Annotated in this window: 20 protein-coding genes; 14 read left to right on the forward strand and 6 right to left on the reverse strand. The window is 43.0% G+C overall.

Annotated elements, in window-relative coordinates:
• The first annotated feature begins 50 nt into the window (after positions 1-50).
• Positions 51-2,306, forward strand: a complete 2,256-nt coding sequence (locus tag NSS67_RS16915) for a DNA topoisomerase 3 (protein WP_339314492.1) — start codon at positions 51-53, stop codon at positions 2,304-2,306.
• A 94-nt stretch (positions 2,307-2,400) separates the two neighbouring features.
• Here the strand turns inward: NSS67_RS16915 and NSS67_RS16920 are convergent, their stop codons facing one another.
• The 3 genes from NSS67_RS16920 to NSS67_RS16930 all read right to left on the reverse strand — a co-directional run bounded on the left by NSS67_RS16920 (position 2,401) and on the right by NSS67_RS16930 (position 4,933).
• Positions 2,401-3,126 (reverse strand): DsbA family protein, encoded by a 726-nt coding sequence (locus NSS67_RS16920; protein ID WP_339314494.1) that lies wholly within the window; start codon positions 3,124-3,126, stop codon positions 2,401-2,403.
• A gap of 106 nt (positions 3,127-3,232) precedes the next feature.
• Entirely contained in the window at positions 3,233-3,979 is a 747-nt protein-coding gene (locus tag NSS67_RS16925; protein ID WP_339314496.1) for an HAD family hydrolase, read from the reverse strand.
• A gap of 36 nt (positions 3,980-4,015) precedes the next feature.
• Positions 4,016-4,933 (reverse strand): ArsR family transcriptional regulator, encoded by a 918-nt coding sequence (locus NSS67_RS16930; RefSeq protein ID WP_339314498.1) that lies wholly within the window; start codon positions 4,931-4,933, stop codon positions 4,016-4,018.
• A 161-nt stretch (positions 4,934-5,094) separates the two neighbouring features.
• Here NSS67_RS16930 and NSS67_RS16935 point away from each other — a divergent pair, with 161 nt between their 5' ends.
• The 6 genes from NSS67_RS16935 (at position 5,095) to NSS67_RS16960 (ending at position 11,597) form a co-directional block, all read left to right on the forward strand.
• The gene (locus NSS67_RS16935; protein WP_339320622.1) at positions 5,095-6,249 is read left to right on the forward strand and encodes an MFS transporter; all 1,155 of its coding nucleotides are present in this window, start codon (positions 5,095-5,097) and stop codon (positions 6,247-6,249) included.
• 90 nt (positions 6,250-6,339) lie between these two features.
• A complete protein-coding gene (locus tag NSS67_RS16940) occupies positions 6,340-7,065 on the forward strand; it encodes an ATP-binding cassette domain-containing protein (protein WP_339314500.1) in 726 nt (241 codons plus the stop codon).
• Positions 7,066-7,092: 27 nt separating this feature from the next.
• Positions 7,093-8,382, forward strand: coding sequence for a hypothetical protein (locus NSS67_RS16945; RefSeq protein WP_339314502.1), 1,290 nt, complete (start codon positions 7,093-7,095; stop codon positions 8,380-8,382).
• Positions 8,375-9,073: a response regulator transcription factor gene (locus tag NSS67_RS16950; protein ID WP_339314504.1), complete on the forward strand. Its 699-nt coding sequence runs from the start codon at positions 8,375-8,377 to the stop codon at positions 9,071-9,073. Before NSS67_RS16945 ends, NSS67_RS16950 begins: the two co-directional genes overlap by 8 nt.
• Positions 9,070-10,527: a HAMP domain-containing sensor histidine kinase gene (locus NSS67_RS16955; protein ID WP_339314506.1), complete on the forward strand. Its 1,458-nt coding sequence runs from the start codon at positions 9,070-9,072 to the stop codon at positions 10,525-10,527. Before NSS67_RS16950 ends, NSS67_RS16955 begins: the two co-directional genes overlap by 4 nt.
• An 11-nt stretch (positions 10,528-10,538) precedes the next feature.
• A complete protein-coding gene (locus NSS67_RS16960; RefSeq protein ID WP_339314508.1) occupies positions 10,539-11,597 on the forward strand; it encodes a GNAT family N-acetyltransferase in 1,059 nt (352 codons plus the stop codon).
• A 98-nt stretch (positions 11,598-11,695) separates the two neighbouring features.
• Here the strand turns inward: NSS67_RS16960 and NSS67_RS16965 are convergent, their stop codons facing one another.
• Positions 11,696-12,919, reverse strand: coding sequence for a glucose-1-phosphate adenylyltransferase (locus tag NSS67_RS16965; RefSeq protein WP_339314510.1), 1,224 nt, complete (start codon positions 12,917-12,919; stop codon positions 11,696-11,698).
• A gap of 215 nt (positions 12,920-13,134) precedes the next feature.
• Between NSS67_RS16965 and glgB the strand changes: the two genes are divergently transcribed.
• The 6 genes from glgB to NSS67_RS16995 all read left to right on the forward strand — a co-directional run bounded on the left by glgB (position 13,135) and on the right by NSS67_RS16995 (position 20,850).
• Positions 13,135-15,072 carry a 1,4-alpha-glucan branching protein GlgB gene (glgB, locus tag NSS67_RS16970; protein WP_339314512.1) on the forward strand — a complete coding sequence of 646 codons (1,938 nt, stop codon included), beginning with the start codon at positions 13,135-13,137 and terminating at the stop codon, positions 15,070-15,072.
• Positions 15,073-15,120: 48 nt separating this feature from the next.
• Positions 15,121-16,569 carry a glycogen synthase GlgA gene (gene glgA, locus NSS67_RS16975; protein WP_339314514.1) on the forward strand — a complete coding sequence of 483 codons (1,449 nt, stop codon included), beginning with the start codon at positions 15,121-15,123 and terminating at the stop codon, positions 16,567-16,569.
• Positions 16,570-16,870: 301 nt separating this feature from the next.
• Positions 16,871-17,689 carry a transporter substrate-binding domain-containing protein gene (locus NSS67_RS16980; protein WP_339314516.1) on the forward strand — a complete coding sequence of 273 codons (819 nt, stop codon included), beginning with the start codon at positions 16,871-16,873 and terminating at the stop codon, positions 17,687-17,689.
• Positions 17,690-17,795: 106 nt separating this feature from the next.
• Positions 17,796-18,455: an amino acid ABC transporter permease gene (locus NSS67_RS16985; RefSeq protein WP_339314518.1), complete on the forward strand. Its 660-nt coding sequence runs from the start codon at positions 17,796-17,798 to the stop codon at positions 18,453-18,455.
• Entirely contained in the window at positions 18,442-19,164 is a 723-nt protein-coding gene (locus tag NSS67_RS16990; RefSeq protein WP_339314520.1) for an amino acid ABC transporter ATP-binding protein, read from the forward strand. The genes NSS67_RS16985 and NSS67_RS16990 overlap by 14 nt, the downstream gene beginning before the upstream one ends.
• 156 nt (positions 19,165-19,320) lie before the next feature.
• Positions 19,321-20,850 (forward strand): Ppx/GppA phosphatase family protein, encoded by a 1,530-nt coding sequence (locus NSS67_RS16995; RefSeq protein WP_339314522.1) that lies wholly within the window; start codon positions 19,321-19,323, stop codon positions 20,848-20,850.
• Here NSS67_RS16995 and ppk1 read toward each other — a convergent pair.
• On the reverse strand, positions 20,798-22,912 hold the full coding sequence (ppk1, locus tag NSS67_RS17000; RefSeq protein ID WP_339314524.1) for a polyphosphate kinase 1: 2,115 nt from the start codon (positions 22,910-22,912) through the stop codon (positions 20,798-20,800). The genes NSS67_RS16995 and ppk1 overlap by 53 nt on opposite strands.
• A 402-nt stretch (positions 22,913-23,314) precedes the next feature.
• Here ppk1 and NSS67_RS17005 point away from each other — a divergent pair, with 402 nt between their 5' ends.
• Positions 23,315-23,974: a 3D domain-containing protein gene (locus NSS67_RS17005; protein WP_339314526.1), complete on the forward strand. Its 660-nt coding sequence runs from the start codon at positions 23,315-23,317 to the stop codon at positions 23,972-23,974.
• 130 nt (positions 23,975-24,104) lie between these two features.
• On the opposite strand, the gene NSS67_RS17010 is transcribed toward NSS67_RS17005, so the two are convergent.
• Entirely contained in the window at positions 24,105-24,986 is an 882-nt protein-coding gene (locus NSS67_RS17010) for a polysaccharide deacetylase family protein (protein ID WP_339314528.1), read from the reverse strand.
• Positions 24,987-25,110 lie beyond the last annotated feature (124 nt).

Raw genomic sequence — 25,110 nt, forward strand, 5'->3', positions numbered from 1 at the left:
TACTGGACGCATTTTGGACTTAAGAACGAAAAGGTAAGGAGCGATTGTTTTTGAAGACACTCATTATTGCGGAAAAACCGGATATGGGGCGGAATATCGCCGCCGCAATAGAACCGAAGGCCAAAAATTACCGTTCCTATCTTGAAGGGGAGCAGTACATTATTACATGGGCAATAGGGCATCTAATCGGTCTGGCCGAGCCGGATGCTTATGATGTTAAATACAAAAAATGGAACATTAATGATCTTCCCATTATTCCAGACCAATTTAAACTGGTTCCAAATGCACGAACGATCGATCAGCTGAACGTAATCGGAGATCTTGCTAAACGAAGTGATCTACTAGTGAATTCATGCGATGCGGGGCGTGAGGGTCAGCATATTTTTTCACTTATTCAGCGGCATTTGAAGCTGGAGCATCCTGTGAAGCGGCTGTGGATTTCCGATCTGACGCCAGAGACCATTCGTAAAGGATTTCAGGAGCTGAAGGATGGATCGGAGTATGAGAATCTAACCAAGGCTGCAAAAGCACGCAGTGAAGCTGATTGGCTCATCGGCATGAACGGATCACGTGCATTTACTACAAAGCATAATGTGCTGCTGTCTGTGGGTAGAGTTCAAACTCCCGTGCTCGCCCTGATTTATGACCGTCAGAAAACCATTGAGGCGTTTTCCTCACTCAAGTTTTTCGAGGTGGAGGGACATTTTACACAGAATGAAATGACCTACAAAGGTATGTGGCAGGGTGACAGGCTGACTGATGGGGAAAAGGCGGAGGCGCTGGCTGCCAAGGTCAAAGGAAAACCAGGACGGATTGAGTCGTACGAGGTTAAGGAAACGAAAGAGTATCCGAATAAGCTGTACGATTTGACGCTGCTGCAGCGGGAGGCGAATGGAAAGTACGCTTTTTCCGCCAAAAAGACTCTCGATATCGCTCAAGCGTTATATGAGAAGCATAAGGTGATCTCATATCCGCGTACGAACTCTAACTATGTTACCGAACAGAATATTCCTGAGATGCATAAGACCTTATCTGCGCTGCAAGGGACGGCTTATGATGAATGGGTGAAGGGTGCGAACCGTAATCTTGTTCATAAAGGGAACAAATTTATCTGCAACCCCTCGAAGGTCGAGGATCACCACGCGATTTTGCCTACATATCGTAAAGCATCAGGACTTAGCGCAGATGAGGGAAAGCTGTATGATTTGATCGTGCGGCGCTTTTTGTCTCAGTTCTATCCTGCTGCGGAGTATAAAGTGCATACGGTGATGACCGAGATAGAAGACGAAAAGTTCAAAACCACAGTTAAGGAATTGTTAAGCCTCAGCTGGAAGGTCATTTACGCGGACCAGAAAAAGGATAAAGCGAAGTCGTCCAAGGGTAAGAACAAGGATGATGAAGAGGACGAAGAGATTGAAGTGAATGAACCATTCTCTATTGCTCCAGCAGATGAAGTGGTTTGTAGTGAGGCTATTGTTAAAGAAAAAGATACACAGCCACCCAAGCATTACACAGAAGGCACGCTGCTTCGAGCGATGGAAAGTGCCGGCAAGCAGATTGAGGATGAAGAGCTTCGTGATGCCATGAAGGATTCAGGGCTTGGCACTCCGGCCACCCGCGCAGCGACCATAGAACGGCTGAAGAATGTTGGATACATTGAAATGCAGGGTAAAAAAATTGCCATCACGCAAAAAGGACGAACAGCTATAGAACTGATCCGCGGTGCAGGTATTGAGCTGTTAACTTCACCGGAAATGACCGGACAATGGGAACGGCGTTTAAACGAAATTTCCAGAGGAACGGCGTCGGACGGGCAGTTTATGGAGAATGTAAAAAGATTCGCCTGTATGATCGTAGATAAAGTTCGAGTACAATCTCGGGCGTCCAAAACCTCTTTTGAAGGGGAGACGCCTTCTGTCAATACAGGTGCTAAAGGGCGAAGCGCTGGAAGCACATCCCGTAAAACCAGCGATAAACCTGCGGCGCCGAGAAAGCGCAAGGCAATTAGTGAAGAGGAATCCACAAATTCAGGTCCAAAGGTCATCGGAAGCTGCCCGCGTCCCGGCTGCGGTGGAATGATATTTATGGGTAAAAAAGGCTACGGCTGCTCTCATTACAAGGAAGGCTGCAAGTTCGTGATCTGGAAAGAGAATCATGGGCGTACACTGACGGACGCGCAAGTGAAGGCTTTGATTGAGAAGGGCCGCACGGGCAAGCTAAAGCTTACTAGCGAAGATGGTACTCCTCTTGAAGGCAAGCTAGTGCTTCAGAATATGGATACGGGCCAATTAGCAGTAGAGTCATAGTCGATTGGAAAGATTGTGTGTACGGCAAAAAGGTGTCTTTAGCCATGATGGATATGTGGCAAAGACACCTTTTTTTATATTATGAGCACTATTATTATTCAGTGGCTTTAGCCAGCTGTGCTTCAATCGCTGCAGTTAGACCTTCATAGGAAGAGTCCGGAAGCAGGGCTCCGTTTACCATGAATTTAGGTGTACCATTAACCCCGTAGGATCCCGCGATCTTGAAGTCTTCTTTGACGTCGAACATGTAAGTATGATTCTTGAGATCTGTCTCGAATTGTGCGTAATCAATACCTTCAATGTTATTTTTGACGAAGTTTAGAATGAACTTCTGTGTGGCCCATATTTTGCTCTCATCACCTTGATTGGCGTATAGCTTATGGAGATATTCCCAGAACTTCTCGTTGCTTTGCTTATAAATCGCTTCACCTGCACTAGCGGCAAGATAGGAGTCTCGATCCAGGAAGGCAAAGTTCATGAAGAAGAGTTCAACTTTTCCGGTATCCACATAGTCCTTAACAAAAGTATCCAGATATTTCTCCGTCCAATTTTTGCAGGCAGGACATTTGAAATCTGCGAATTCGATGACTTTGATTGTGGCATCAGGACTACCTAGATGAGGTTGCTTTTCGTATTTCAGCCCATCAACAACAATGCTCCCCTTCACATCGGTGTAGTTAGGTAGACCCTCTGTACTGTCAGTCTTATCATTTAGAATGAAGACGATGACAGCGATAAGGATTACAACAACTACTCCTAAGAGCATGGGAAGCATTGGTTTGTTAGTTCGAGAATGTTTGGATTGCACTTTCTTGTTCATATCTCATCTCCTACCTCATATGGGATTGTACAAAAATAGTATAATCATCCCAGAGGTAGACTAGATATGTCATTTGTAACAATGACTGAGGTTACATACATTACACCTAGCTTTGGTGCAGAGTAGCTGTACGAATAACAGGAGGCACCTCATGGATGGAGGAAATGGTCTTCACAGCTTGCTGCATTTCTTGCTCCAGTTCAATAAGGTTATAGCTCCATTCATTTTGTTGCTTCAGATAGATACTGTTAATGCCTGCGGTTACTGCGGGAAGGACATCTGTACGTAACGAGTTGCCAATCATCCAGGTGCGTTTACGGTCAAATCCTTGTGTAGTCAAAATATTCTCAAGCGCCTCAACATTTTTATGCTGACGAATATAGATACGGTCATCAAAGTAAGCATCCAGCTTCATTTGTTCAATTTTACGTTGTTGGATCGTATCGTCCCCACCTGTGTACAGGAATAAATGGTGACCATCCTGCTTCAGTATATCAAGCGTTTCAACCATGCCAGGGTATGCTTCGATTTCTTGGTCATAGACGCTTAGTCCGAGCTTGTGTAATTGCTGCTCTTGAAAACGGTCCGTCGGACGGTTATATTTGGCGCAGAAATAACGGTAGGTAGCGATTAGGGATTTAGGGAAATTATCACTGGCAAGGCCACTTGTGTTGACCGTGTGCACATCAATTTCAATTTGTTTGTTGCGTAATTCACTGGTACTTGGACCAAATTCATTAAACCAATCTGTCATTAGCTCAAAATATTGCCCTAAAATCAGATCAAAATATTTGTTGCAGTGAACCAGTGTATCATCTAGATCGAAAATCACCTGTTGTGTCATGTATTTCATATCTCTCACTCCTTGGATCTGTATCTGTATATTGTTCTATAAATAAATATAAGACTCTAGGAACATTTGAAGCTCTGAGGCACCATCTGGACGAATACTGAAACGTTCGTCTTGTTCACCTCTAAGATGAATGCGGAGTAAGCCGGCTACTCGTAGAATCAAAAGGTGATGCATCAGCATTTCTCTGGATTGATTAAGATCGGATTGCATCTCCCATAGTGACTTTGGTTCATGTGCGACATAGCGAAGCAATCGAAGTCTGGTTGGGTCGGAAAGTGCTTTGGTCATGCGCAAGAGTACCATAGGCGGTTCATTTTCGTCCTCTAAAGGTACATCCACAGGATACTGTACAATCACCATGGTTTTGTAGAAGCAGTAAGTGTTAATCGGACGATTATGAACGGTAGGCAGTAATACAATTGTCCTTAGATCCTTGATCTCCTCAAAAACTACACCGCCAGATGCATATTCAATTAAAGAAACGGGATCCATTTTGCTTTCAAGCATTTTTTTCTCGGAAGCATCTTCAATTAATAGTGGTAAAATTTTATGCTCTACATGTCGGAAGTATTGCTCATACCAGAGTCGTAAGAGTGGAGTATAGCTGTCCCTGATCCGAAAAGCATCTTCAATCGTAAATTCCTGAATGAGCGGAGCAATCTGCTGATAACACTCTTCAATGGAAGCTGAATCTAGATCATCGAGGAAATGTTGTACTGAAGTCGCGGGTCCTCGAATGTAAACCCAGGCATAAAGCACATCATAATCCGTAAACGGCCACTCGGCGGCTTGCATTAAAGCTGTTACTTTATGAGGAGAAATTCGATCTTCCACATCACTTATCCAGTGGGGACCAATGTCCAAATTGGAGATCCATTTTCTAGTTACATATAACATAAAACTGTCCAGCAGCTCATAAACCGGCGATACGTCGATCTTTAATTCGTACTCCATGTATCTTGCACCCCCAGGAAATCCGTAACATCTTCATATTATCTCTTGTTTTGAAGAGGGTTGTCCACTATAATGTTCGGTGTTTGCCAATTGCGTTGGATCAAATTAGCGTTATAAATTATAGGGGGATATCATCTGTGTCAGACCGGCCAAGATTATCTATTCGAAGTAACAGCAAAATGAATTTCATGATTCTTATTACCGCTACTATAGCGGCTGGACTCAGCCAAGGGCTGCTGCTTCCCGTATTATCCATTCTATTGGAGCAGAAAGGAGTCTCATCTTCACTTAACGGACTAAATGCAGCTGCTCTATACATAGGATCATTTGGTATGACCTTGATTGCTGAAAGAGTTCTTGGAGCGATTGGATTCAAAAAATTGATTGCTGGTGGGTTAAGCTTAGTTTTAGTAAGCTTGCTCCTATTCCCCTTTTTTCCTGGAATCAAAATATGGTTTGTATTGCGTCTACTTGTTGGTGTTGGTGATGCAGCTATCAATTATGCCGCTCAGCTATGGGTACTGCTAATGACTCCTGCCGAGCATCGCGGGCGAAATCTTTCCTTGTACGGGATGTCCTATGGTCTGGGTTTTAGCTTGGGGCCGCTGGGCATCAGTCTACTACGCTATGGTCAGGAAACACCTTTTATTGTTCTAGCATTTCTTTTTTTACTGGTCCTAATACTTGCGGTTACAATGCTTCCGGATTCCCGTCCAGACAAAGTAGAGAGTGGAGAAAGTCAGGTACGCCGGTTTGGCCGTTGCTATAGTTTAGCATGGTTTGCCTTAATTCCTGCACTCCTATATGGTTTCATGGAAGCTAGCTTAAATAGTAATTTTCCAGTGTATGGTCTCCGGATCGGTTACAGCACGGATCAAATTGCAACCTTATTACCCTTTGCGGGCATAGGGGGACTGTTGTTACAATTCCCACTAGGGCTGTGGAGCGACCGGTTTGGTCGAAAGAAGGTATTGATTCTAACTGGGATTGGAGGCGGAATTGCCTTCGCATTATTGCCATTAGCAGGTGACCATTTCAAGTTGACTATGGTACTGTTGATGATTGCAGGTGGACTTGTAGGTTCCTTTTTCTCGTTAGGTCTTAGTCTAGCGGCGGATATTTTACCACGTCATTTACTGCCTGCTGCAAATGTGGTTGCTTCTTTCCATTTTAGTATAGGTAGTATTATTGGTCCAGGTATTGGCGGTTTGCTTATGCAAGTCGGCTGGGGCGGGGGGATTTTCGGCTTGATGGGTGCTTTATATATCATGTTCGGTTTGCTCGGGTTATTTTTCTCGCCACGACAAAAAATTTGAGGTAAGATAAGAACGAGTGCTCGCATGGAAATTCATCTGGCTTTCAGAGTACACTATAGATTATAGATAAAGACAGGGAGAGGCTGAACTATGATCACAGTTGAACACTTAGCCAAGGCAGTTGGGGAAGAAAAGAATCCAGTTCTTCAGGATATAGGCTTTCAATTAGAACCGGGTGAATTTGTTGCAATACTTGGAGCTAGCGGTAGCGGTAAGACCACTTTGCTGCGGTGCTTAGCACTGCGTGAGAAGTGGGATAGAGGGAATTTTAGAGTGGACGGTACGGATATTATGGCGAGTGCCTTTACGGGTAAAAGAAAAATTCGTCGTGAATGGGCTTATCTGGAGCAGAATGCAGAGCTCAATCCTAACCGTACTGCGCTGAAAAATGTACTGATCGGCCAGTCTGCACAAACGCCGCTTTGGCGAATGGTCACTGGAATGGTACGTTCAGATGATTATATGGGTGCGATGGATGAATTGGATGCCCTTGGCCTCCTGGATAAAGCGAAGATGAAGACGAGCCAACTTAGTGGTGGGGAACGGCAGCGTGTAGCAATTGCTAGAGCACTGACTCATGGTGCTAAAGTGATATTAGCGGATGAACCGGTAACGGGGTTAGATCCTAAATCTGCGGAGAGCGTCTTGGAAACATTGCGGAGGCTATGTAAAGAAACCGGTCTTACCGTTGTAACAGTACTACCAATTGAATTAGCGGAACGTTTTGCTTCACGTCTTTGGGTACTAGAAGATGGCAGAATTAAGCATGATATAAAGGGGCGTAGATTAACGTTCCAAGAACGCGCAAATCTTTAAATATGGACACGGATAAGGAAAAGAGTGATGAAGTTGAATATTAGAAGTCTTAAGTGCCTTGTTGCCGCAACGCTGACGCTATCCGTACTGTCGGGTTGTACTTTCATCAGTGATCCTGTTTCTAAGATGAAATCTCCACAATTGTCTGCTGATAAAGCAACACTTATGGCTGCTATTAATTCACTTATGCCAGCAGGTTCCACGTTGATTCGTCCGACCAATGACGATGATAGTACTATCTTTACGGAGGATCTCAATAAGGATGGAGTTATGGAGACGTTAGTGTTCTATAAGACGCCAGGAGAAGCCGTAATAATTCACGGGATGATACTGGAGAAACAGGGCGACACTTGGGTCAAGACACTTGTATTCGATGGGGACGGATCTGCACTGGAGTCAGTTGATCTGAAGGATATGACGGGTGATGGGAAGCTTGAAATTGTTACCGGCTATTCACAAGGGGAAGAAAAAGGTCTTGTCGTCTATAGCTATTCCACAGGATCATTAGAAGAAGTGCTTTCACATCCTTATACAAAATATATGATTGATGATCTAAACGAAGATGGAATTGAAGACATTACTGTTGTTTATTTTAAAAGAAATGAGTTTGCGACCATTTCGATCTATCAGTACAATGATGGCTTTAAGGTTCTCGATAAACTTGATAATATCGACCCTTATTTTAATAACTACTACAATATTATCGCTGGAAAAATCTCAAAGGATAAAGAAGGAATCGTATTGGATGCTGCGGTGGATTCTCAGTCTGCCTATACCTCGATTGTTGCTATGGAGAATAATAAGCTGCGTGTGGTTTTACCAGGCGATGCGCGGACTTATAAAGATCGACGGATTGCTAGCGAAGATATTGATCAGGACGGCATTATTGAAATTGGATTGCTTGAGGCGCCAAAAGGATGGGAGTTTTTCGACCCCGCTGAAATTCCTTACTTCACCTCCTATTATAAATGGGATGGAAAAGATGGCCTGACCTTCGCAACTCAGCTATATCATGATCCAGCGGATCGATTCAATATTAATTTTTCTAAGGAATGGCATGGAAAGGTGACGGTTGATACGAAATCGGTTCTGGACGAGAACCTTAAGTTCATTATGTCTGATACCGGTAAGACGGTTGCTGAGGTTTCCTTCTTTTCTCCTTCAGAATGGGATCGTGTAAAGAATGACGGTTGGGATCTGCTTGCACGAGATGCAGATAAGATTATAGCCTACCGTGGTGAGTTAGAACAAAGTACAACAAAGGAAGGAAGCAATAAAATTGCTTCCCCTATAGAAAGGAAGGGAATAGATGAGTAAAGTACTGATTCTGGAAGATGAGGAGTCTATTCGTAGCTTTATTGTCATTAACTTGAAGCGTAATGGGTTCGAAGTGATAGAAGCTGCGGATGGGCATGAAGCTCTTCACAAGTTAACCACAATTCCTGATATTGATATCGCCCTGCTGGATGTAATGGTTCCAGGGATTGATGGGTTCGAAGTGTGTAGACGGGTTAGAGAAACCAATGAACGCTTGGGTATTATTTTTCTGACTGCCAAGGTTCAAGAACAAGATAAAGTATATGCATTATCTGTAGGCGCAGATGACCATGTTAGCAAGCCATTCAGCCCGACAGAACTGATTGCCCGAATTCAATCGCTGCTGCGCCGAGTGAATGTTCATCGTGAACAGTCAGCAAAGGTTTCTTTCGTTTCAGGGCCATTCACCTTGGATCTTATTTCCAAGCATTTCAAGCGTGAGAATGAAGCGATTGAACTGACGCCAACGGAGTTTTCATTGATCCAATTCTTTCTCGAAAAAGAAAATACGCCGCTCAGCCGCGATCTTCTACTGGACCATGTATGGGGTAAGGAGTATATGGGTGATCCCAAGATTGTGGATGTAAATATTCGTCGTCTGCGTCAGAAGATTGAGAATAATCCGTCAGAGCCAGAATTTTTGCAAACGGTATGGGGACACGGATATAGATGGAAAGGCCAAGTACAATGATTAAGAAGGGGATGCGCAGACAAATCGTTCTACACTACATTTTTGTAGTTTTTTTGGCGCTTCTCCTCGTAGAAGTAATCTTCCTGCTTGCCATCAGAACGTATTATTATGACAGTGTGTATAGTAAGATAAAAAATCATATTACCACGGCAGAGTCGTTTTTTCATAAATACGAGCTGGGTGGCGATAACAACTCGAACCAGCTGCAAGTGCTACTGGAGAGATTTGCACTGGATAAAACCGAGCTAGAAGTATTGACCCTGAATGGGGATATGATCACCAGTTCGACTGGCTTTCAGCCAGACCGTACCATTACAACTAGTGATGTTCCTGAAGCGGCAGGGGGCAGTATTGGCCGCTGGGTAGGGCGCCAAAGTGGTACTAATGAGAGTGTTATGGCTGTGTCCAAGACGGTGCAGGTGCACGGACGTGATACGTATGTTCTAAGGTATCTTACTTCACTTGAAGGTATCAACAACGATTTGCTTAATCTTACATTATTGTCGATTGGTATAGGTGCAGCTGTTATGGCTGTTGTTCTCGTGTTCAGCATTGGACTAGCCAACTCTATTGTAAAACCCCTCAATAACATTACGGCGGTATCAGCCCAGATGGCCAAGGGCAGGTTTAATGTACGGATTAAGGGGAACTACAAATTTGAGATTGGTGATTTGGCTTCAACGCTGAACTACATGGCTCAAGAAATTGTGCGCAGCAATCAGATTAAGGATGATTTTATTTCTTCTATTTCTCATGAGCTACGAACACCACTTACGAGTATCAAGGGCTGGAGTGAGACATTGATCTCTGGCGGCTATGATCCGGAGGAGACGAAGCTTGGTGTAAGTATTATCTCTAGAGAAAGTGACCGACTGATTGGACTAGTGGAGGAGATTCTCGACTTCTCAAAGCTGCAGCAGAACCAAATGAAGCTGGCTATTGGGATTGTTGACGTGAAAGTGTTACTTCAGGAGACTATACTGAATATTTGGGCCAAGGCAGAGAAGAAGAGAATCCACTTGCTTCTAGAGTGTGAAGATGGAATCTTTGTTAAAGGGGATGCCAATCGTCTAAAGCAAGTGTTCTTGAATCTGGTAGACAATGCTGTGAAGTTCTCTCATGAGGATTCCAGTATAGAATTGTCTGCGAAGAGATTGTCTGCTACAGAGACTGCGATTGTGGTACGTGATAGTGGAATAGGGATTAGTGATGCGCATATCTCCAGAGTTAAGGACCGTTTCTTTCAAGTGGATGCGTTGAATGGAGGAACAGGCTTGGGATTAGCGATCTCACAGCAGATTGTAGAACTTCATAATGGGACACTTGAAATGGTAAGTGAGCTAGGAAGCGGAACTGAAGTTACCGTAATCTTGCCCCTAACTGAGAAGCCACCTGAAGTCAGTTCAGATCAAGTAGCGCAAATTCAAGCTACTTTACCTGAATCAGATGTCTAGGAGGTATGAACATGGAAGTATTGAGAAACTCAATTAGGATCGTTCGTGGTGCCCCTGAACGGACGGGTGATATCTTGTGGCTGCTGCAGGAAGCAGCAAATTGGATGGAGCTTAATGGGATTAAGCAATGGACACCGGGTCAATTTAACGAGACTGATATTGCAGGCTATTTCACCGACAGGCATGTTTATCTTGCGCTTGACGATGAAGCTGTAGTCGGAATGTTCACATTACAGTTCAGCGATCCTCAATACTGGGGAAGTAAAAATGATGAGTCCTATGCTTATTTGCATAGGTTGGCTGTGGCAGGTTCTCACCGCAGTCAGGGACTTGGACAGCATATGCTTAAATATGCTGTGCTCCGAGCCAAAGATCTAGGCTGCAGAGGGCTCAGATTTGATACCGTCGCACACAACATTAAACTCAATCGGTATTATCAAAGCTTGGGTTTTCATTATATGGGTACTAACGATATGGGAAATGGCCGTTTAGTGAATCTGTATGAGCATTTTGAAGAGAAGCCTGATCCCGATCGTCTGATTCTTAGATTTATGTCCGAATCGGATTATGAACACTTGAGACGATGGAGTATTTCACCCCAGTATCTGAAGCAGTGGGCAGGGCCTTCGCTTACTTTTCCACTTGATGATGAGCAGCTTAATAAGTATCTAAATGGAGCAAATCATCCAGCAAATTCCGATCGCCTCATCTTTTGTGCGGTACATGAAGCAACTCGGCAGGTCGTGGGTCATATCAGTCTTTCAACCATTGACCGATCGAATCGTTCTGCACGAATAGGCAGGGTAGTAGTTGATCCTGATTATCAGGGAAGAGGCTTTGGAACACGGATGATGAATGAAGTGCTCCGGATCGGATTTGAGAGCTTGGGTATGCACCGTCTTTCCCTGGGTGCTTTCGCCTTCAACACCGTTGCCCTGAAATCCTACGAAGCCGTGGGCTTTAAGCGGGAGGGTGTTCAACGCGAAGCGGCGCTGTTTGGGGATCAATATGTTGATTGTGTGGAAATGAGCATTTTAGATAGAGAATGGTCAGCACTCCAGGATTCATAAGGGTTAGCTTCTAACAACCGAAGGGGCTGTTGCTCTGGTCGTGATCGACCAGGACAACAGCCCCTTTTTATATAAAGTATTTATATATATAATGGTTTTTATGAAGGGAGAACTTCCCGTAGAAGTCCTGACTTCTCATAAACTTCTTGAAACAGACGGGAGGGTTGGTTTCTAACCGCTGACTTAGGAGCTATGGTCTCATAAGGCCCAACGACTATAATATTATTAATGCTACCCTTGATGACAGCCCCATCCTTAATAATTGCACCTTCGCCAATAATGGCATTTTCGATCTGTACACCACGTCCTATGCGAACGCCTGGCATAATAACGCTTTGTTTGATCTGGCTCATTTTTCCAATTTCCACACCATTGAAGATTACAGAACGTTGTAAGCTGCCTTCTTGCGTACAGAATTCATTCACGAGGGAGTCCGTCGACGGGATCTGAACACGTGGTTTATGAACCGCAAGCTTAGTCCGGCGACTCCGGCTATACATCGGCCAATGCGTTTTGTCGAGCTTCATGCCGTTGTTTTTTTGCAGAAGATCCATATGTGCTTCCCAGAGACTACCCACAGTACCTACATCTCTCCAGTACCCTTTGAAGCGGTAAGCGAATAAATCATCATTCTGATCAAGCATCGTGGGTATAACGTCTTTACCAAAGTCATGGCTGGAATTCGGATTAGCTGCATCCCGCAACAAGTGCTCCTTCAGATATGCCCACTCAAACAGGTAAATACCCATTGAAGCCAAATTACTTTTAGGTACTTTTGGTTTTTCCGCAAACTCAGAGATTTTTAGTTCATCATTTACGTTCATCACTCCAAAACGACTGGCTTCATCCCATGGCACCTCCATTACGGAGATGGTGGCTTTTGCAGCTTTCTCTACATGATAGTCCAGCATCTTTCGGTAATCCATATGGTAAATATGATCACCGGATAGAATAAGTACATGCTCTGGATTGCGGCTATCAATATACTCAATGTTTTTATAAATTGCATCAGCAGTTCCTGTATAACTGTCTCTGCCTTCAACACCGGAAGGAAGCAGGGTGACACCTTTGTCCTTTTGACTATGTAAGCCCCAAGGTTCACCTTGACCGATGTGGTCATGCAAGGATTCAGCTTCATACTGTGTCAGGACACCTACTGTATCAATTTTGGAGTTAACACAATTACTTAGCGGGAAATCGATAATTTTATATTGTCCACCGAAAGGGACTGCAGGCTTAGCCATACTGGATGTCAAGGGAGCCAATCTACGGCCTTCCCCTCCCGCCAAAAGCATGGCGATACAATCTTTTTTGTTATTCATTTGTTATCCCTCCCATTATTTTGTCAATGCTTGTAATATAAACTTACGACAAGCACTTGAAACGACATAGGTGAAGTATATTGCTGTGTAAAAAGAAAAATTACAATTAATATTTCTTTATCAGAAAAACTTTTGTTTTGACATCAAATCATTTTCAAAATGGTAATATTCGGTTAATGTAGTAGGTACAAGCATTCAGAAAAGGTGGTGTAGAATTGGCTGAAATAGCAACAATCGATACCCTTCCGTCAGCTGCTGATATTTATCTTTTCCATGAGGGCACCAATTATCGCAGCTATTCTATGCTGGGTGCGCACACTGCCGCTGAAGAAGGCGTTACGGGCGTACGCTTTACCGTGTGGGCTCCTCATGCGACATATGTAGGACTAGCTGGTGATCATAATGGCTGGGATGGAACGCAGGACGTGGACTCGTTATATAAGATACCCGATTCAGGATTTTGGAGTCGTTTTTTTCCGGGAATAGAGCCGGGAACTTTTTACAAATACAGGATTGTTGCCAGTGATGGCTCCAGCTTCCTAAAAGCGGATCCATTTGCCTTCAAAGCTGAGGTTCGCCCGGCGACTGCATCCGTAGTTACGGATCTCAGTGGTTATCGTTGGGGAGATGCTGCTTGGAGAAGAAAGAGCAAAGCTCCATATCATCAACCGATGAACATTTATGAGATGCATTTTGGAACTTGGCGTCAAAAAGAAGACGGGGAATTTTATAGCTATAAGGAAATGTGTGATTTATTAATTCCTTATTTGGTGGAAATGAGCTATACCCATGTAGAGTTTATGCCGCTAGCTGAGCATCCATACGATTTATCTTGGGGCTATCAAGGAACGGGGTATTTCGCTGCGACGAGTCGATACGGTGAACCCCATGAGCTGATGTATTTAATCGATCATCTGCATCAAGCTGGAATTGGTGTCATTCTGGATTGGGTTCCGGCCCATTTTGCAAAAGATGCACATGGTTTAAGAATGTTTGATGGTTCGCCACTTTATGAATATGCCGATCCGATGTTGGCAGAGAAACCAGGCTGGGGAACTCTTTCGTTTGACTTCAGCAAGCCTGAGATATCTTCATTCCTCATCTCTAACGCACTCTTCTGGTTTGAGTATTATCATATTGACGGAATGCGTGTTGATGCGGTTACGAGCATGCTTCGTCTCGATTTTGAAAAAGAGGCTCATCAATATCGGCGTAATGTGAACGGTGGTCTGGAGAATTTGGAGGCCATCAAATTTATTCAGAATCTGAATAAAGCGATATTTCAGTATTTTCCTAAGGCATTGATGATGGCAGAAGAATCTAGTGCTTGGCCGGGAGTTACTGCGCCAGCACATGAAGGTGGCCTCGGCTTTAACTACAAATGGAATATGGGATGGATGAATGACACTTTGGGCTACATAGAACATGATTTCTGGGGGCGCCCTCATCATCATAATTTATTAACATTCCCAATATGTTATGCTTATGCCGAAAATTATGCATTACCGTTATCACATGATGAGGTTGTGCATGGCAAGAAGTCGTTATTGGATAAAATGCCTGGTTCGTATGAACAAAAATTTGCAGGTCTTAGGCAGCTGTTCGGTTATCAGATCTCCCATCCCGGAAAAAAACTCCTGTTTATGGGTGGAGAGTTTGGTCAATTTATCGAGTGGAAGGATCAGGAGCAGCTTGATTGGCTGCTGTTGGACTATGATAGTCATCGCGGCATGCTCGCCTACACTGCTGCACTTAATAAACTGTATCGCTCTGAGAAAGCACTGTGGGAGCTTGATCATTCCCAAGAGGGTTATCAATGGATTGATGCAGATGATAATGAACAAAGCATAATTTCTTATATACGTAGAGGTAAGAAGCCTGGCGACACCTTGCTGTTTATCATCAATTTTCAACCTGCCCAGCGTCAACATTATCGTATTGGCGTTCCTCGTTCAGGGACTTATGAAGAAATCTTTAGCTCGGAAGCTGTAGCCTTCGGAGGCTCAGGTATACACAACACGCCTCAGAAGAGCAAAAAGCTGGAATGGCATAATCAGGTGAACAGTATAGAGCTAACATTACCGCCTCTTAGTTTCCTGGTGTTTAAGAAAACGACAAGATTGGGTAAAAGTAAAGAGGCAATTGAGTTATAGATCAAAGTACGTATAGAGAATCCGTACACTTTAAAGGGGGAAATAATCATGAAAGTTTTATTTGCCGCAGCTGAAGCTCATCCATTTGTCAAAACGGGTGGTCTGGCCGATGTCATTGGGGCATTACCTAAAGCGCTGAAGGGTGCCGGGGTGGATGTACGAGTGATTTTGCCTAAATATCGTGGGATTCCAGAAAAGTTCACTTCGAACATGGAGCATTTAACGGAAGTGTATGTGCCCATTGGCTGGCGTAGTCAATACTGTGGAATTGAACGTATGGTTTATGATGGCATTCCCGTGTACTTTATAGACAATGAGTATTATTTTGGACGGGACGGAATATATGGATACATGGACGATGGCGAGCGCTTCGCGTTCTATAATCGTGCAGTGCTGGAGTGCCTGCCGGCTATAGATTTTCAGCCCGATGTCCTGCATTGCCATGATTGGCATGCTGCTGTAATTCCAATGCTGCTTCATGGGCATTATCGACACAATCCATTTTACAGCGAAATGCGAAGTGTATTCACGATACATAACCTGTTGTATCAGGGGGTGTTTCCTTATGAAGTGCTTGGGGAACTATTGGGTCTGGATAGCAGTTATTTTGGAGGCGTGGAGTATTACGGTAATGTGAATTTCTTAAAAGGTGGCATTGTATACAGTGATCGTGTCACTACCGTTAGTCCAACCTACTCAGAAGAAATTCGAACACCCTATTATGGTTACGGGCTGGATGGCTTGTTGAACGCACGTGCGGACGTTTTAAGCGGCATTGTGAATGGAATTGATACGAAAAGTTATAATCCTGCGACGGATCCAAGTCTTGTCACTCGTTACCGTTCCAATTTATCGAAGAAGAACGAGAATAAGTTAGCTTTGCAGGAGGAATTAGGCTTACCTGTGGATGCTAATATCCCGATGGTGGCCATGGTTACTCGTCTCGTGGATTCCAAGGGATTAGATTTGCTTACACGCGTATTGGATGAGCTATTATACACCGATGACATTCAATTTGTTCTGCTTGGAACGGGGGATGAGTCCTATGAGCGATGGTTCAGGGAAGCGGCTTGGCGTTATCCGACAAAGCTATCTTCACAAATCCTCTTTAATGATGCTCTGTCACGCAAAATATATGCCTCTAGCGACATCTTTCTTATGCCGTCCAAGTTTGAACCTTGTGGGATCAGTCAACTTCTCGCTTTACGCTACGGCAGCATACCGGTTGTGCGGGAAACCGGTGGCCTAAATGACACTGTTCAAGCTTATAATGAAGAATCTGGTGAAGGTAATGGCTTTACGTTCAGCAACTACAACGCCCACGATATGATGTTTACGCTTCGCCGGGCAATTTCATTATACAAGCAGCCTGAACACTGGAAAAAGATTACGAAAAATGCGTTCGCTGGCGATTACAGCTGGAATGTATCCGCTCAGCAATACATTGATATTTATAATGAAATTACGGAAGTTTCATCAGATTCTGTAGTAGGTTAATGAGGAGTACATCTGAAGTTTGACTCATACTTCAGATGTGCTCTTTTTTTAATGATAACCAGATATAATTTAACGCATGTTTTGATTAAGATAGGGAATAGTAAAAAAATGTATAAAAGTATATGAAATTTGAATAAATGATGAATAATTTGTTTCTGAACGATGAATTCTTTGCTTTGAAACCCATTAAAAGGAAGTTATTGTCACAATTATGCCTTTGCATATTCATGCGTTCTGATTTATAATAAATCGGTCAAAGGGACTACTTAGATTTTTTCATATGAATAGGGGAGATATAGAAATGAACAAATGGGGTAAACTTGGTTTAGGGATGATATTAGCGGTGGGCCTGTTATCAGGCTGCGGTCAAAATAAAAATGATAGTGATACCGCTGCAACTGGAAATGCAAATACCGGTGGAGCTGCTAAGAAGCTTACTATGGGAACAAGTGCTGACTTTCCTCCGTATGAATTCCATAAGGTAGTAGACGGTAAAGATACTATCGTGGGCTTCGATATCGATATTGCTAAGGAAATTGCTGCTGATATGGGTGCTGAACTTGTTATTAAGGACTTGCCATTCGATTCATTGCTAAACGAATTGTCTAGCGGAAGAGTAGATATTGTTATTTCTGGACTTAGCCCAACTGAAGAACGTAAAAAAGCAGTTGATCTGTCAGATATTTATTACAAGGCTGAGCAAGCTATTGTTGTACGCGAAGCGGACAAAGATAAATACGCCACTATGGACGCTGTAAAAGGTACCAAAATAGGTGTACAGACAGGATCGATTCAAGAAGAAATCGCTAAAGGGATCGAGGGAGCGAAAATCACTTCTCTCGGTAAAATTTCTGAGATCGTTATGCAATTGCAATCCAATCGTGTAGATACAGCTATTATTGAAGGACCTGTGGCCAAATCCTTCGTTAAGAATGTACCTGGTCTTGTAATTACAGATGCTAAACCAGAAGTAGAAGATGACGGCTATGCTATTGGTATTAAAAAAGGTAACACAGAGCTTCTAGATCAAGTGAATAGTACGCTTAAACGTCTAAACTCAGAAGGTAAAATTGATGAGTTTGTAACGGCAGCAAGTGAGCTTGCAGAAAGCACGAAATAAAGCTACGGATATTTTATAAGTCTGCTTAAATGAATTGTATGAGCATACAGAAAATAGCGGCAACAAGCTATTTTCTATTTTTTTGGAGATGGGAGGTCACCGGTTTATGGATATATTAACTCTTGCTTATGATTACCGCAGTTTTTTCTTGTCAGGACTCCAGTACACGTTGCTGCTAGCCGTTCTCGGTGTATTCTTCGGTTTTGTGCTTGGAATTATCGTTTCTTTAATGCGTATGTCCAAATGGAGAATAGTTCGTTTTATCGCAACCGCTTGGGTTGAATTTTTACGTGGAACGCCAATGCTTGTTCAGTTATTTTTGATTCATTACGGTTTGCCTGAGTTCGGGTTGGAGTTCTCACCTATTCAGTCAGGTGCAATCACACTAACTATCAACAGTTCAGCTTATCTGGCGGAAATCTTCCGTGCAGGGATTCAGGGCGTTGATCGCGGTCAAGTGGAGGCGGCACGTTCATTAGGGATGAAACAAGGGATGACCATGCGTCATATTGTGCTTCCACAAGCCCTTAAAAGTGTACTTCCGGCTATCGGGAATGAATTCATTACTATTATTAAAGAATCATCCATTGTGTCCATGATTGGGGTAGCGGATTTGCTGTTCCAAGCTAGAACGATTACTACTATTACTTACGAGGGTCTGACCCCTCTAGTTGTCATTGCAGTGATGTACTTTGTGCTGACATTTACACTATCCAAAATCCTTGGTAGATTGGAAAGGAGGATGAATACCGATGATCGCCGTTAAGAACTTACGAAAGAATTATGGAAAGCTGGAAATTCTTAAGGGGATTGACTTGGAGATTCATAAGGGTGAGGTCGTTGTTGTAATCGGTCCGAGTGGATCGGGTAAAAGCACTTTCCTGCGCTGTTTGAATCTACTGGAGGAACCAACAGGTGGAGAAATCACTTTTGAAGGAGAATCTATCACCTCCAAGAAGCACGATATCAATGTGACGCGTGAGAAAATGGGGATGGTATTTCAGCAGTTTAACCTTTTTCCTCACAAAACAGTTCTGCAAAATATTACACTCGCACCGATTAAAGTGAAAAAACAGCAGCAGGCTGAAGCTGATAAATTTGCAATGGAGCTTCTGAGAACTGTAGGACTTGAAGATAAAAAGGATGCTTATCCAGCTCAGCTGTCCGGAGGACAGAAGCAGCGGATCGCGATTGCCCGTGCGCTGGCCATGCAGCCCCATGTGATGCTCTTTGACGAGCCAACCTCAGCACTTGATCCAGAGATGGTCGGAGAGGTTCTGGAGGTAATGAAGAAGCTTGCCGAAGACGGGATGACTATGGCCATTGTTACTCATGAGATGGGCTTTGCCCGTGAAGTGGGTGATCGTATACTGTTCATGGATGGTGGAGTGATTGTAGAGCAGGGTACACCTGCACAGGTCTTCGGAAATCCTCAGCATGCACGTACTAAGGATTTTTTAAGTAAAGTGTTATAATAAGTTAAGTTTTAGCGGCCCTCGGACAAGTTGTCCGGCGGTCGCTTTATTTTTTTAACAATATCGTAATTTGGGGATATAATGGATTGAGTTCATTTATTTATGTGAACCATGTATAATAGATGGTCAATCAACTTGAAAAGGAGTACATACATAATGAGAGATGATCTGCGCCGTATAGGCATTATCGATATTGGTTCTAACTCCATACGTCTTGTAATCTATGATACAACGCCGGAAGGAGGCTATAAGATCATCAAGGAGTGTAAGTACTCCGCACGTCTAAGTGAGAAGATTACGAAGGAAGGTCGACTGGAACAGAAGGACATGGAGACCATTATTCCAGTTTTGCTTCAGTTTAAGGAGATCTGCAATGCTTTTGAAGTAGAGACTATTCGTGCGGGTGCTACAGCAGCAATAAGAAACGCAGCTAACTCAAGTGAAATTATTGCCTTTTTGTCAGAAGCTTCTACCATACCTATTGAGGTTATCAGTGGTCATCAGGAAGCTTACTTTGGCTTCTTGGGTGTCATAAACGCATTTAATGTTGAGGATGGCTATGTTATCGATATTGGTGGCGGGAGTACAGAAATAACACTTTTTCGCGGACGGCGTTATCAACATAGCATTTCCTTTCCGTTTGGAGCGGTAAATACCAATCTCATGTTTGGTCAAGGCGGTAACTGGAACGGAGATCAGATTCACAAACTAGAGACCTTTGTTCTTGGGAGATTGGTAGAGCATGATTGGCTTAACGCTACAGCAGGTCTTCCGTTATTTGGTCTAGGAGGGACGGTACGTTCTTTAGGCAAGCTGGATCAAAAAACTAGAGCATACTCATTACCTAACTCACATGGTTACACAATGGCGAGTGAGACGATTGAGCATTTTATGAACACATTACCTTCAATGCCTTACGATAAACGTAAAGATTTAGAGGGGTTGTCTAAGAGTCGCGCGGATATCATCGTATCCGGTTTGATTATTTTCCATACGGTATATCAGTATATTGGTGCTAGCCAGGCTGTGATCAGTGGGGAGGGGCTCAGGGAAGGCATGCTGCATGATCTACTGGATTCGGAGCAACCGGTACGAGACAGTGCGCTTGAATACAGCTTAAACACGATCATCCGGTTTGATATTCATACCTCTAAACGGTATTTAGATCATATCAATAAGCTTGCTCTAAGTCTGTTTGACGCGTTCAAAGATGAGGAGAATAAAGCTGAACATGAGATGTTAATTTATGTATCCATTATGCTGCATCGAACGGGATCTAACATTAACTATTATCAATCCAAACGACATACTCTGTATTGGCTGATGAATTCACCGATTCGTGGCCTAACACACCGTCAGCTTATCCTTTGCGCGATGATTGCCTCGTATAGCACAAAAAGCCGGAAGCAGAAATTGTCCCAGATGCATAAGGACATTTTGCTGCCTTCCGACGAAGAGTGGATTCATAAGCTCGGATCGCTTGTACAGCTTAGCATTGCACTGGACAGCACCGAGATCGGGATTGTAAGCGGCTTAAAAGCTAATCTGCATGGCAATACACTTAATCTGGACTTAGAGGGCGCTTCAGCACTTCTGATTGGTCTAGAGGACATTGAGAACGCCTTAAAAGCATTTAAGAATGCTTGGGCGGTGAAAGTAAAGCTCGGGTTCCCTTCCAACGCGTAACATCCATTGCTGCGAACTGGCTCCGGAAAGGGGCCTTTTTGTCGTCTGGCTGCTCGTAATAACCATTAGGCTGTAAGAAGCTGGCCTTCACATTATCTTTAAGGGATAGTTCAAGAATCTTAACAATCTGTTTACGAATATTGCTGTCTCTAACCGGACACATCAGCTCGATCCGTCGAGTAAGGTTTCTAGTCATCCAGTCTGCACTGGATAAATACACCTCAGGCTTTCCACCATTTTCAAAATAGTAAACTCTTGAATGCTCCAGAAAGCGGTCGACAATACTGCGAACCGTAATATTTTCACTTAAGCCTTCAATCCCCGGACGAAGACAACAAACCCCCCGAACGATTAAATCGATAGATACACCGGCCTGTGCGGCACCATATAAATCGTCAATGACTTGTTGATTGGAGAGAGAGTTCATCTTGGCAATGATACGTGCAGGTCTGCCAGCCGCGGCATGTTCCGCTTCACGCATGATCAGTTTTTGTAAGGAAAGGCTCATGTTTGTTGGAGCTACAATGAAGGTGTTCCAGTCAAAATTAGCGGAATAACCAGTCATTTGATTAAACAGCTCAGAAGCATCGAGTCCGATATCGCTTTGAGCGGTAAAAAGACTGAGATCCGTGTAAACTTTGGCAGTGCTGTCATTGTAGTTTCCTGTGCCAACATGCACATAGCGACGTAATTCATGACCTTCCTGACGGACAATCAGGGTAACTTTGGCATGAGTTTTGAGTCCAACAAGACCATAAACAACATGACATCCGGATTTTTCAAGCTGGCGAGCCCAAGCAATGTTACGTTCCTCATCAAATCTGGCCTTTAACTCTACAACCACTGTTACTTGTTTACCGGATTCAGCAGCATTAGCGAGTGCAGTGATCAGAGGAGAGTTTCCGCTTACTCGGTATAAAGTCATCTTAATGGCCATCACTTGCTCGTCCTCAGAAGCTTGAATGATAAAGTCTGTCATCGCATCAAAGGATTCGTAAGGGTGGTATACTAGGACATCCCGTTCACGCAATACTTCAAAGAAATCCTCATTTTCCTGAAATTCAGCAGGGTAGACGGGCTCAATGTTAGGATAGTTTAAGTAACCAAACCCTTTAATACTACCGGCGAAATTACGGAGGAAACTTAGATCAAGCGGACCTTCAATTTCAAATAGAAAATCCTCCAATTCAAACTCAGCTTGCAGCTGTTCCAAGGCATAAGGATGAATACCTTTTTGTACTTCAAGCCTTGCTGGTACTCCGCGGCGACGCTTGCGCAGCTCTTTTTCAATCTCCTCTAGAAGATCTTCAGCACCTTCCTCGTCGATTGTGAGATCCGAGTTACGAGTCAAACGAAATTCACTGACGGCAACTGGTTCGTAACCACTAAATAAAGTTTGAATGTGATGACGGATGACATCCTCAATAAATACGAACTGCCGTTTCTTGCTGTTAGATCGATGTGGAAGAGGGATGCATCTTGGCAGATTAGATGGAATTTGCAGAATAGCAAAATAAGGCTCTTCTTCAAGATCATTCTTACGAGTAAGAACTACTGCTAAATAGATAAATTGGCTATGAACGAGTGGAAACGGACGACTCTGATCTACAGCCATTGGTGTAAGTACAGGATAGATAATATCCCGGTAATATTGTTCTATGGACTGCTCTTGTGCATGAGTAAGATCCTCATAATCCACAAATACGATACCTTCTTTATGCAAACTCCGTGAAATATCACGGAAAATCCGGTATTGGTCGGAAACAATTTTGGTCACTCGCTTGATGAGACGTTTGTATAACCCGGAAGGGGTGTAGCCAGTGAAATCTTTTTTAGTATAGCCTGCCCGGATTTGATCTTGAATTCCTGCAACTCGAACGCTTATGAATTCATCAAGATTGCTCGAGACGATAGCCAGAAATCGGGCACGTTCCATTAACGGGTTATCAGGGTCTTGTGCTTCTTTAAGCACACGTCGGTTAAACTCGATCCAGCTCAAATCCCTGTTGAGGTAAGCAGTGGCTGGACTGCTTTGGTTGTTTTTATTTTCTTCTGTATTCATGGGACCTCCAAGTATGATTCGTTGTCTATATCTAATCTATTGATCATATTCTATCATTCTACTATTGGTTAAAGTATGAAATGTTAAATCTATGTAAAATATTCGGGAATTTTATATGATAATTTTTAAAAGAAGGTACAAATGCCTGTTTCAACAGTTTACATAATAAAAAATATGTTAACTAATATCTATAAAAATGACAATATTGAAACTTGAATTTTCAGAATGGTAACAATTACATAAGCACAGGTTACAAAATTGTGATATATTAAGTCCTGTCAGATTTACAAAAGACTGCAACACATCATCAAGACATCTTACAAGATGTACATAAGTAATCAAAATGTACACGAGCGTATACGGAAGTCATACCGTTTGCGCCCATCTAATGAGGAGGCAATTATGAAGAACAAATTTAGAACCATTAAAACTCTTGCTGCAGTTATGGGAATCAGTGCATTATTGCATGCCGTTCCAGCACATGCAGACAGTGTTCATATCGCTAAGGATGGTAATACTTTTTATACTTTAGCCAAGCAATACAATGTAGGTGTGAATGAATTAATGAAGGCTAATCCAAACGTTGCAGCATTGAACATTTACGAAGGTCTCGAAATTACAATACCTAGTAAAATGCAGGCTGAATCCGTACCTGCGCCAGACAAATCAACAGTGATTTCGCCTAGTCTAAATGTAAACCCAGATACTAAAACAGTTGAAGCATGGGGTAAGTCCTTCAATTATGACAAAACGATTCAAGTGAAAGCTTCAGCGTATTCTTCCGCAAGCAGTGAGAACGGAGGATGGGGCGCAGTCGATTATCTCGGTAATCCTCTCAAGCTTGGGACAATTGCTGTTGATCCAAATGTGATTCCTATCGGTACCAAAGTATTGGTTACGGGTCATTCACATGATGGATTGCCTAAAGAAGCTTTTTTAGCTACGGCAACAGATGTGGGCGGTGCGATTAAGGGTAACCGTATCGATATTTTTATCCCTGGTAGCCAAAGTTTTGTAAAGTCATTTGGTTATCAATATGTACAATTATACATTGTTAAGTAGATAGATAATAATATAGAGAATTATAGAGATATGAAAAGTTCTTAAATATGGTGAAACAGGAAACGGAGGGAGTCCACAGCGGCTGCCTCCGTTTTTTGTACGTATCCGAAAATATATTTGTGAAGATATTTTATTTACTTTTGGAGACCTGTAGTAATTGAGGGACGGTAACGAAAGTGTAGCCCCGTTTACGCATAATAGTGATTACTTCAGGTAAAGCCTGAATCGTTCCCTGTAGATGACTACCTGGACCGCCCCCACCGTGTTGAAGAATAATCGCCCCTCTTCCAACGTTGGCTAGAATGTTATTTCTTACTTGGTTTTTGGAAAGTCCTTTCCAGTCCAAAGAGTCCACATTCCAATTCACGAGCGTATAGCCATGATTTTTTGCCCATTTCAGCTGCTGTTCACTGATGTCCCCATAGGGTGGGCGAATTAGTCGAGGTTTATATCCGGCCAAGGTTTGTATAATATTTTCAGTTTTAATAATTTGTGTACGGAAATCGTTCATCTCCAGCTTCACAAATTGCGGGTGGTTATACGAGTGATTTCCAATCGCGTGACCTTCTCTAATCATCCTTTTTACCATAGCCGGATGTTTCTTTGCTCGACTTCCCACCACAAAGAAGGTTGCTTTTACATGATATTTTTTAAGGATGTTAAGCAATTGGGGTGTAAATCTAGGGTCAGGAACATCATCAAAAGTAAGTGCGATGACTTTATTCCGAGGCCCACTAGTCTTAAATGTCTCCGGATATTTGTGTAATAACTGACTTAACGACAAACCTTTAGTGTTCTTATGGTTGTTAAGTGACGAACTATTCGTAGCAGAGCCACCCGCTGAAATTGCCTTATCTTCGTCTGAAACGGATATACTTTGTGTTAGATCCTGTGGAGTCATCTGACCCTGAATTGGGGCTGACGCAACCTCTGAAGAATAGGTTGGGAATAGCATGACTATGATTGTTCCTAATACTACGAGCAGTTTCTGACCTCTCCGATGATAATACATCCCCATCTGCCTCCTTTACTACCTGATCACTGCCATATTCTTAATTGTTATCTCCATTGAAAGATGAATTTATGCTGTTAATAATACAGTTTGAGTTAAGATTTCTTGATGGAACCAATGAGTG

The organism is Paenibacillus sp. FSL R10-2734, assembly GCF_037963865.1.
GTDB lineage: Bacteria > Bacillota > Bacilli > Paenibacillales > Paenibacillaceae > Paenibacillus_AQ.

Excerpts from the sequence above, each read along its gene's own strand:
- ppk1 (WP_339314524.1), bottom strand. The coding sequence starts at position 22,912 with ATGAATACAGAAGAAAATAAAAACAACCAAAGCAGTCCAGCCACTGCT.
- NSS67_RS16950 (WP_339314504.1), top strand. The coding sequence starts at position 8,375 with ATGAGTAAAGTACTGATTCTGGAAGATGAGGAGTCTATTCGTAGCTTT.
- NSS67_RS16945 (WP_339314502.1), top strand. The coding sequence starts at position 7,093 with ATGAAGTTGAATATTAGAAGTCTTAAGTGCCTTGTTGCCGCAACGCTG.
- NSS67_RS16925 (WP_339314496.1), bottom strand. The coding sequence starts at position 3,979 with ATGAAATACATGACACAACAGGTGATTTTCGATCTAGATGATACACTG.
- NSS67_RS16965 (WP_339314510.1), bottom strand. The coding sequence starts at position 12,919 with ATGAATAACAAAAAAGATTGTATCGCCATGCTTTTGGCGGGAGGGGAA.
- NSS67_RS16930 (WP_339314498.1), bottom strand. The coding sequence starts at position 4,933 with ATGGAGTACGAATTAAAGATCGACGTATCGCCGGTTTATGAGCTGCTG.
- NSS67_RS16995 (WP_339314522.1), top strand. The coding sequence starts at position 19,321 with ATGAGAGATGATCTGCGCCGTATAGGCATTATCGATATTGGTTCTAAC.
- NSS67_RS16990 (WP_339314520.1), top strand. The coding sequence starts at position 18,442 with ATGATCGCCGTTAAGAACTTACGAAAGAATTATGGAAAGCTGGAAATT.
- NSS67_RS16920 (WP_339314494.1), bottom strand. The coding sequence starts at position 3,126 with ATGAACAAGAAAGTGCAATCCAAACATTCTCGAACTAACAAACCAATG.
- NSS67_RS16955 (WP_339314506.1), top strand. The coding sequence starts at position 9,070 with ATGATTAAGAAGGGGATGCGCAGACAAATCGTTCTACACTACATTTTT.
- NSS67_RS17005 (WP_339314526.1), top strand. The coding sequence starts at position 23,315 with ATGAAGAACAAATTTAGAACCATTAAAACTCTTGCTGCAGTTATGGGA.
- glgA (WP_339314514.1), top strand. The coding sequence starts at position 15,121 with ATGAAAGTTTTATTTGCCGCAGCTGAAGCTCATCCATTTGTCAAAACG.
- NSS67_RS16940 (WP_339314500.1), top strand. The coding sequence starts at position 6,340 with ATGATCACAGTTGAACACTTAGCCAAGGCAGTTGGGGAAGAAAAGAAT.
- NSS67_RS16960 (WP_339314508.1), top strand. The coding sequence starts at position 10,539 with ATGGAAGTATTGAGAAACTCAATTAGGATCGTTCGTGGTGCCCCTGAA.
- NSS67_RS16985 (WP_339314518.1), top strand. The coding sequence starts at position 17,796 with ATGGATATATTAACTCTTGCTTATGATTACCGCAGTTTTTTCTTGTCA.
- NSS67_RS17010 (WP_339314528.1), bottom strand. The coding sequence starts at position 24,986 with ATGTATTATCATCGGAGAGGTCAGAAACTGCTCGTAGTATTAGGAACA.
- NSS67_RS16980 (WP_339314516.1), top strand. The coding sequence starts at position 16,871 with ATGAACAAATGGGGTAAACTTGGTTTAGGGATGATATTAGCGGTGGGC.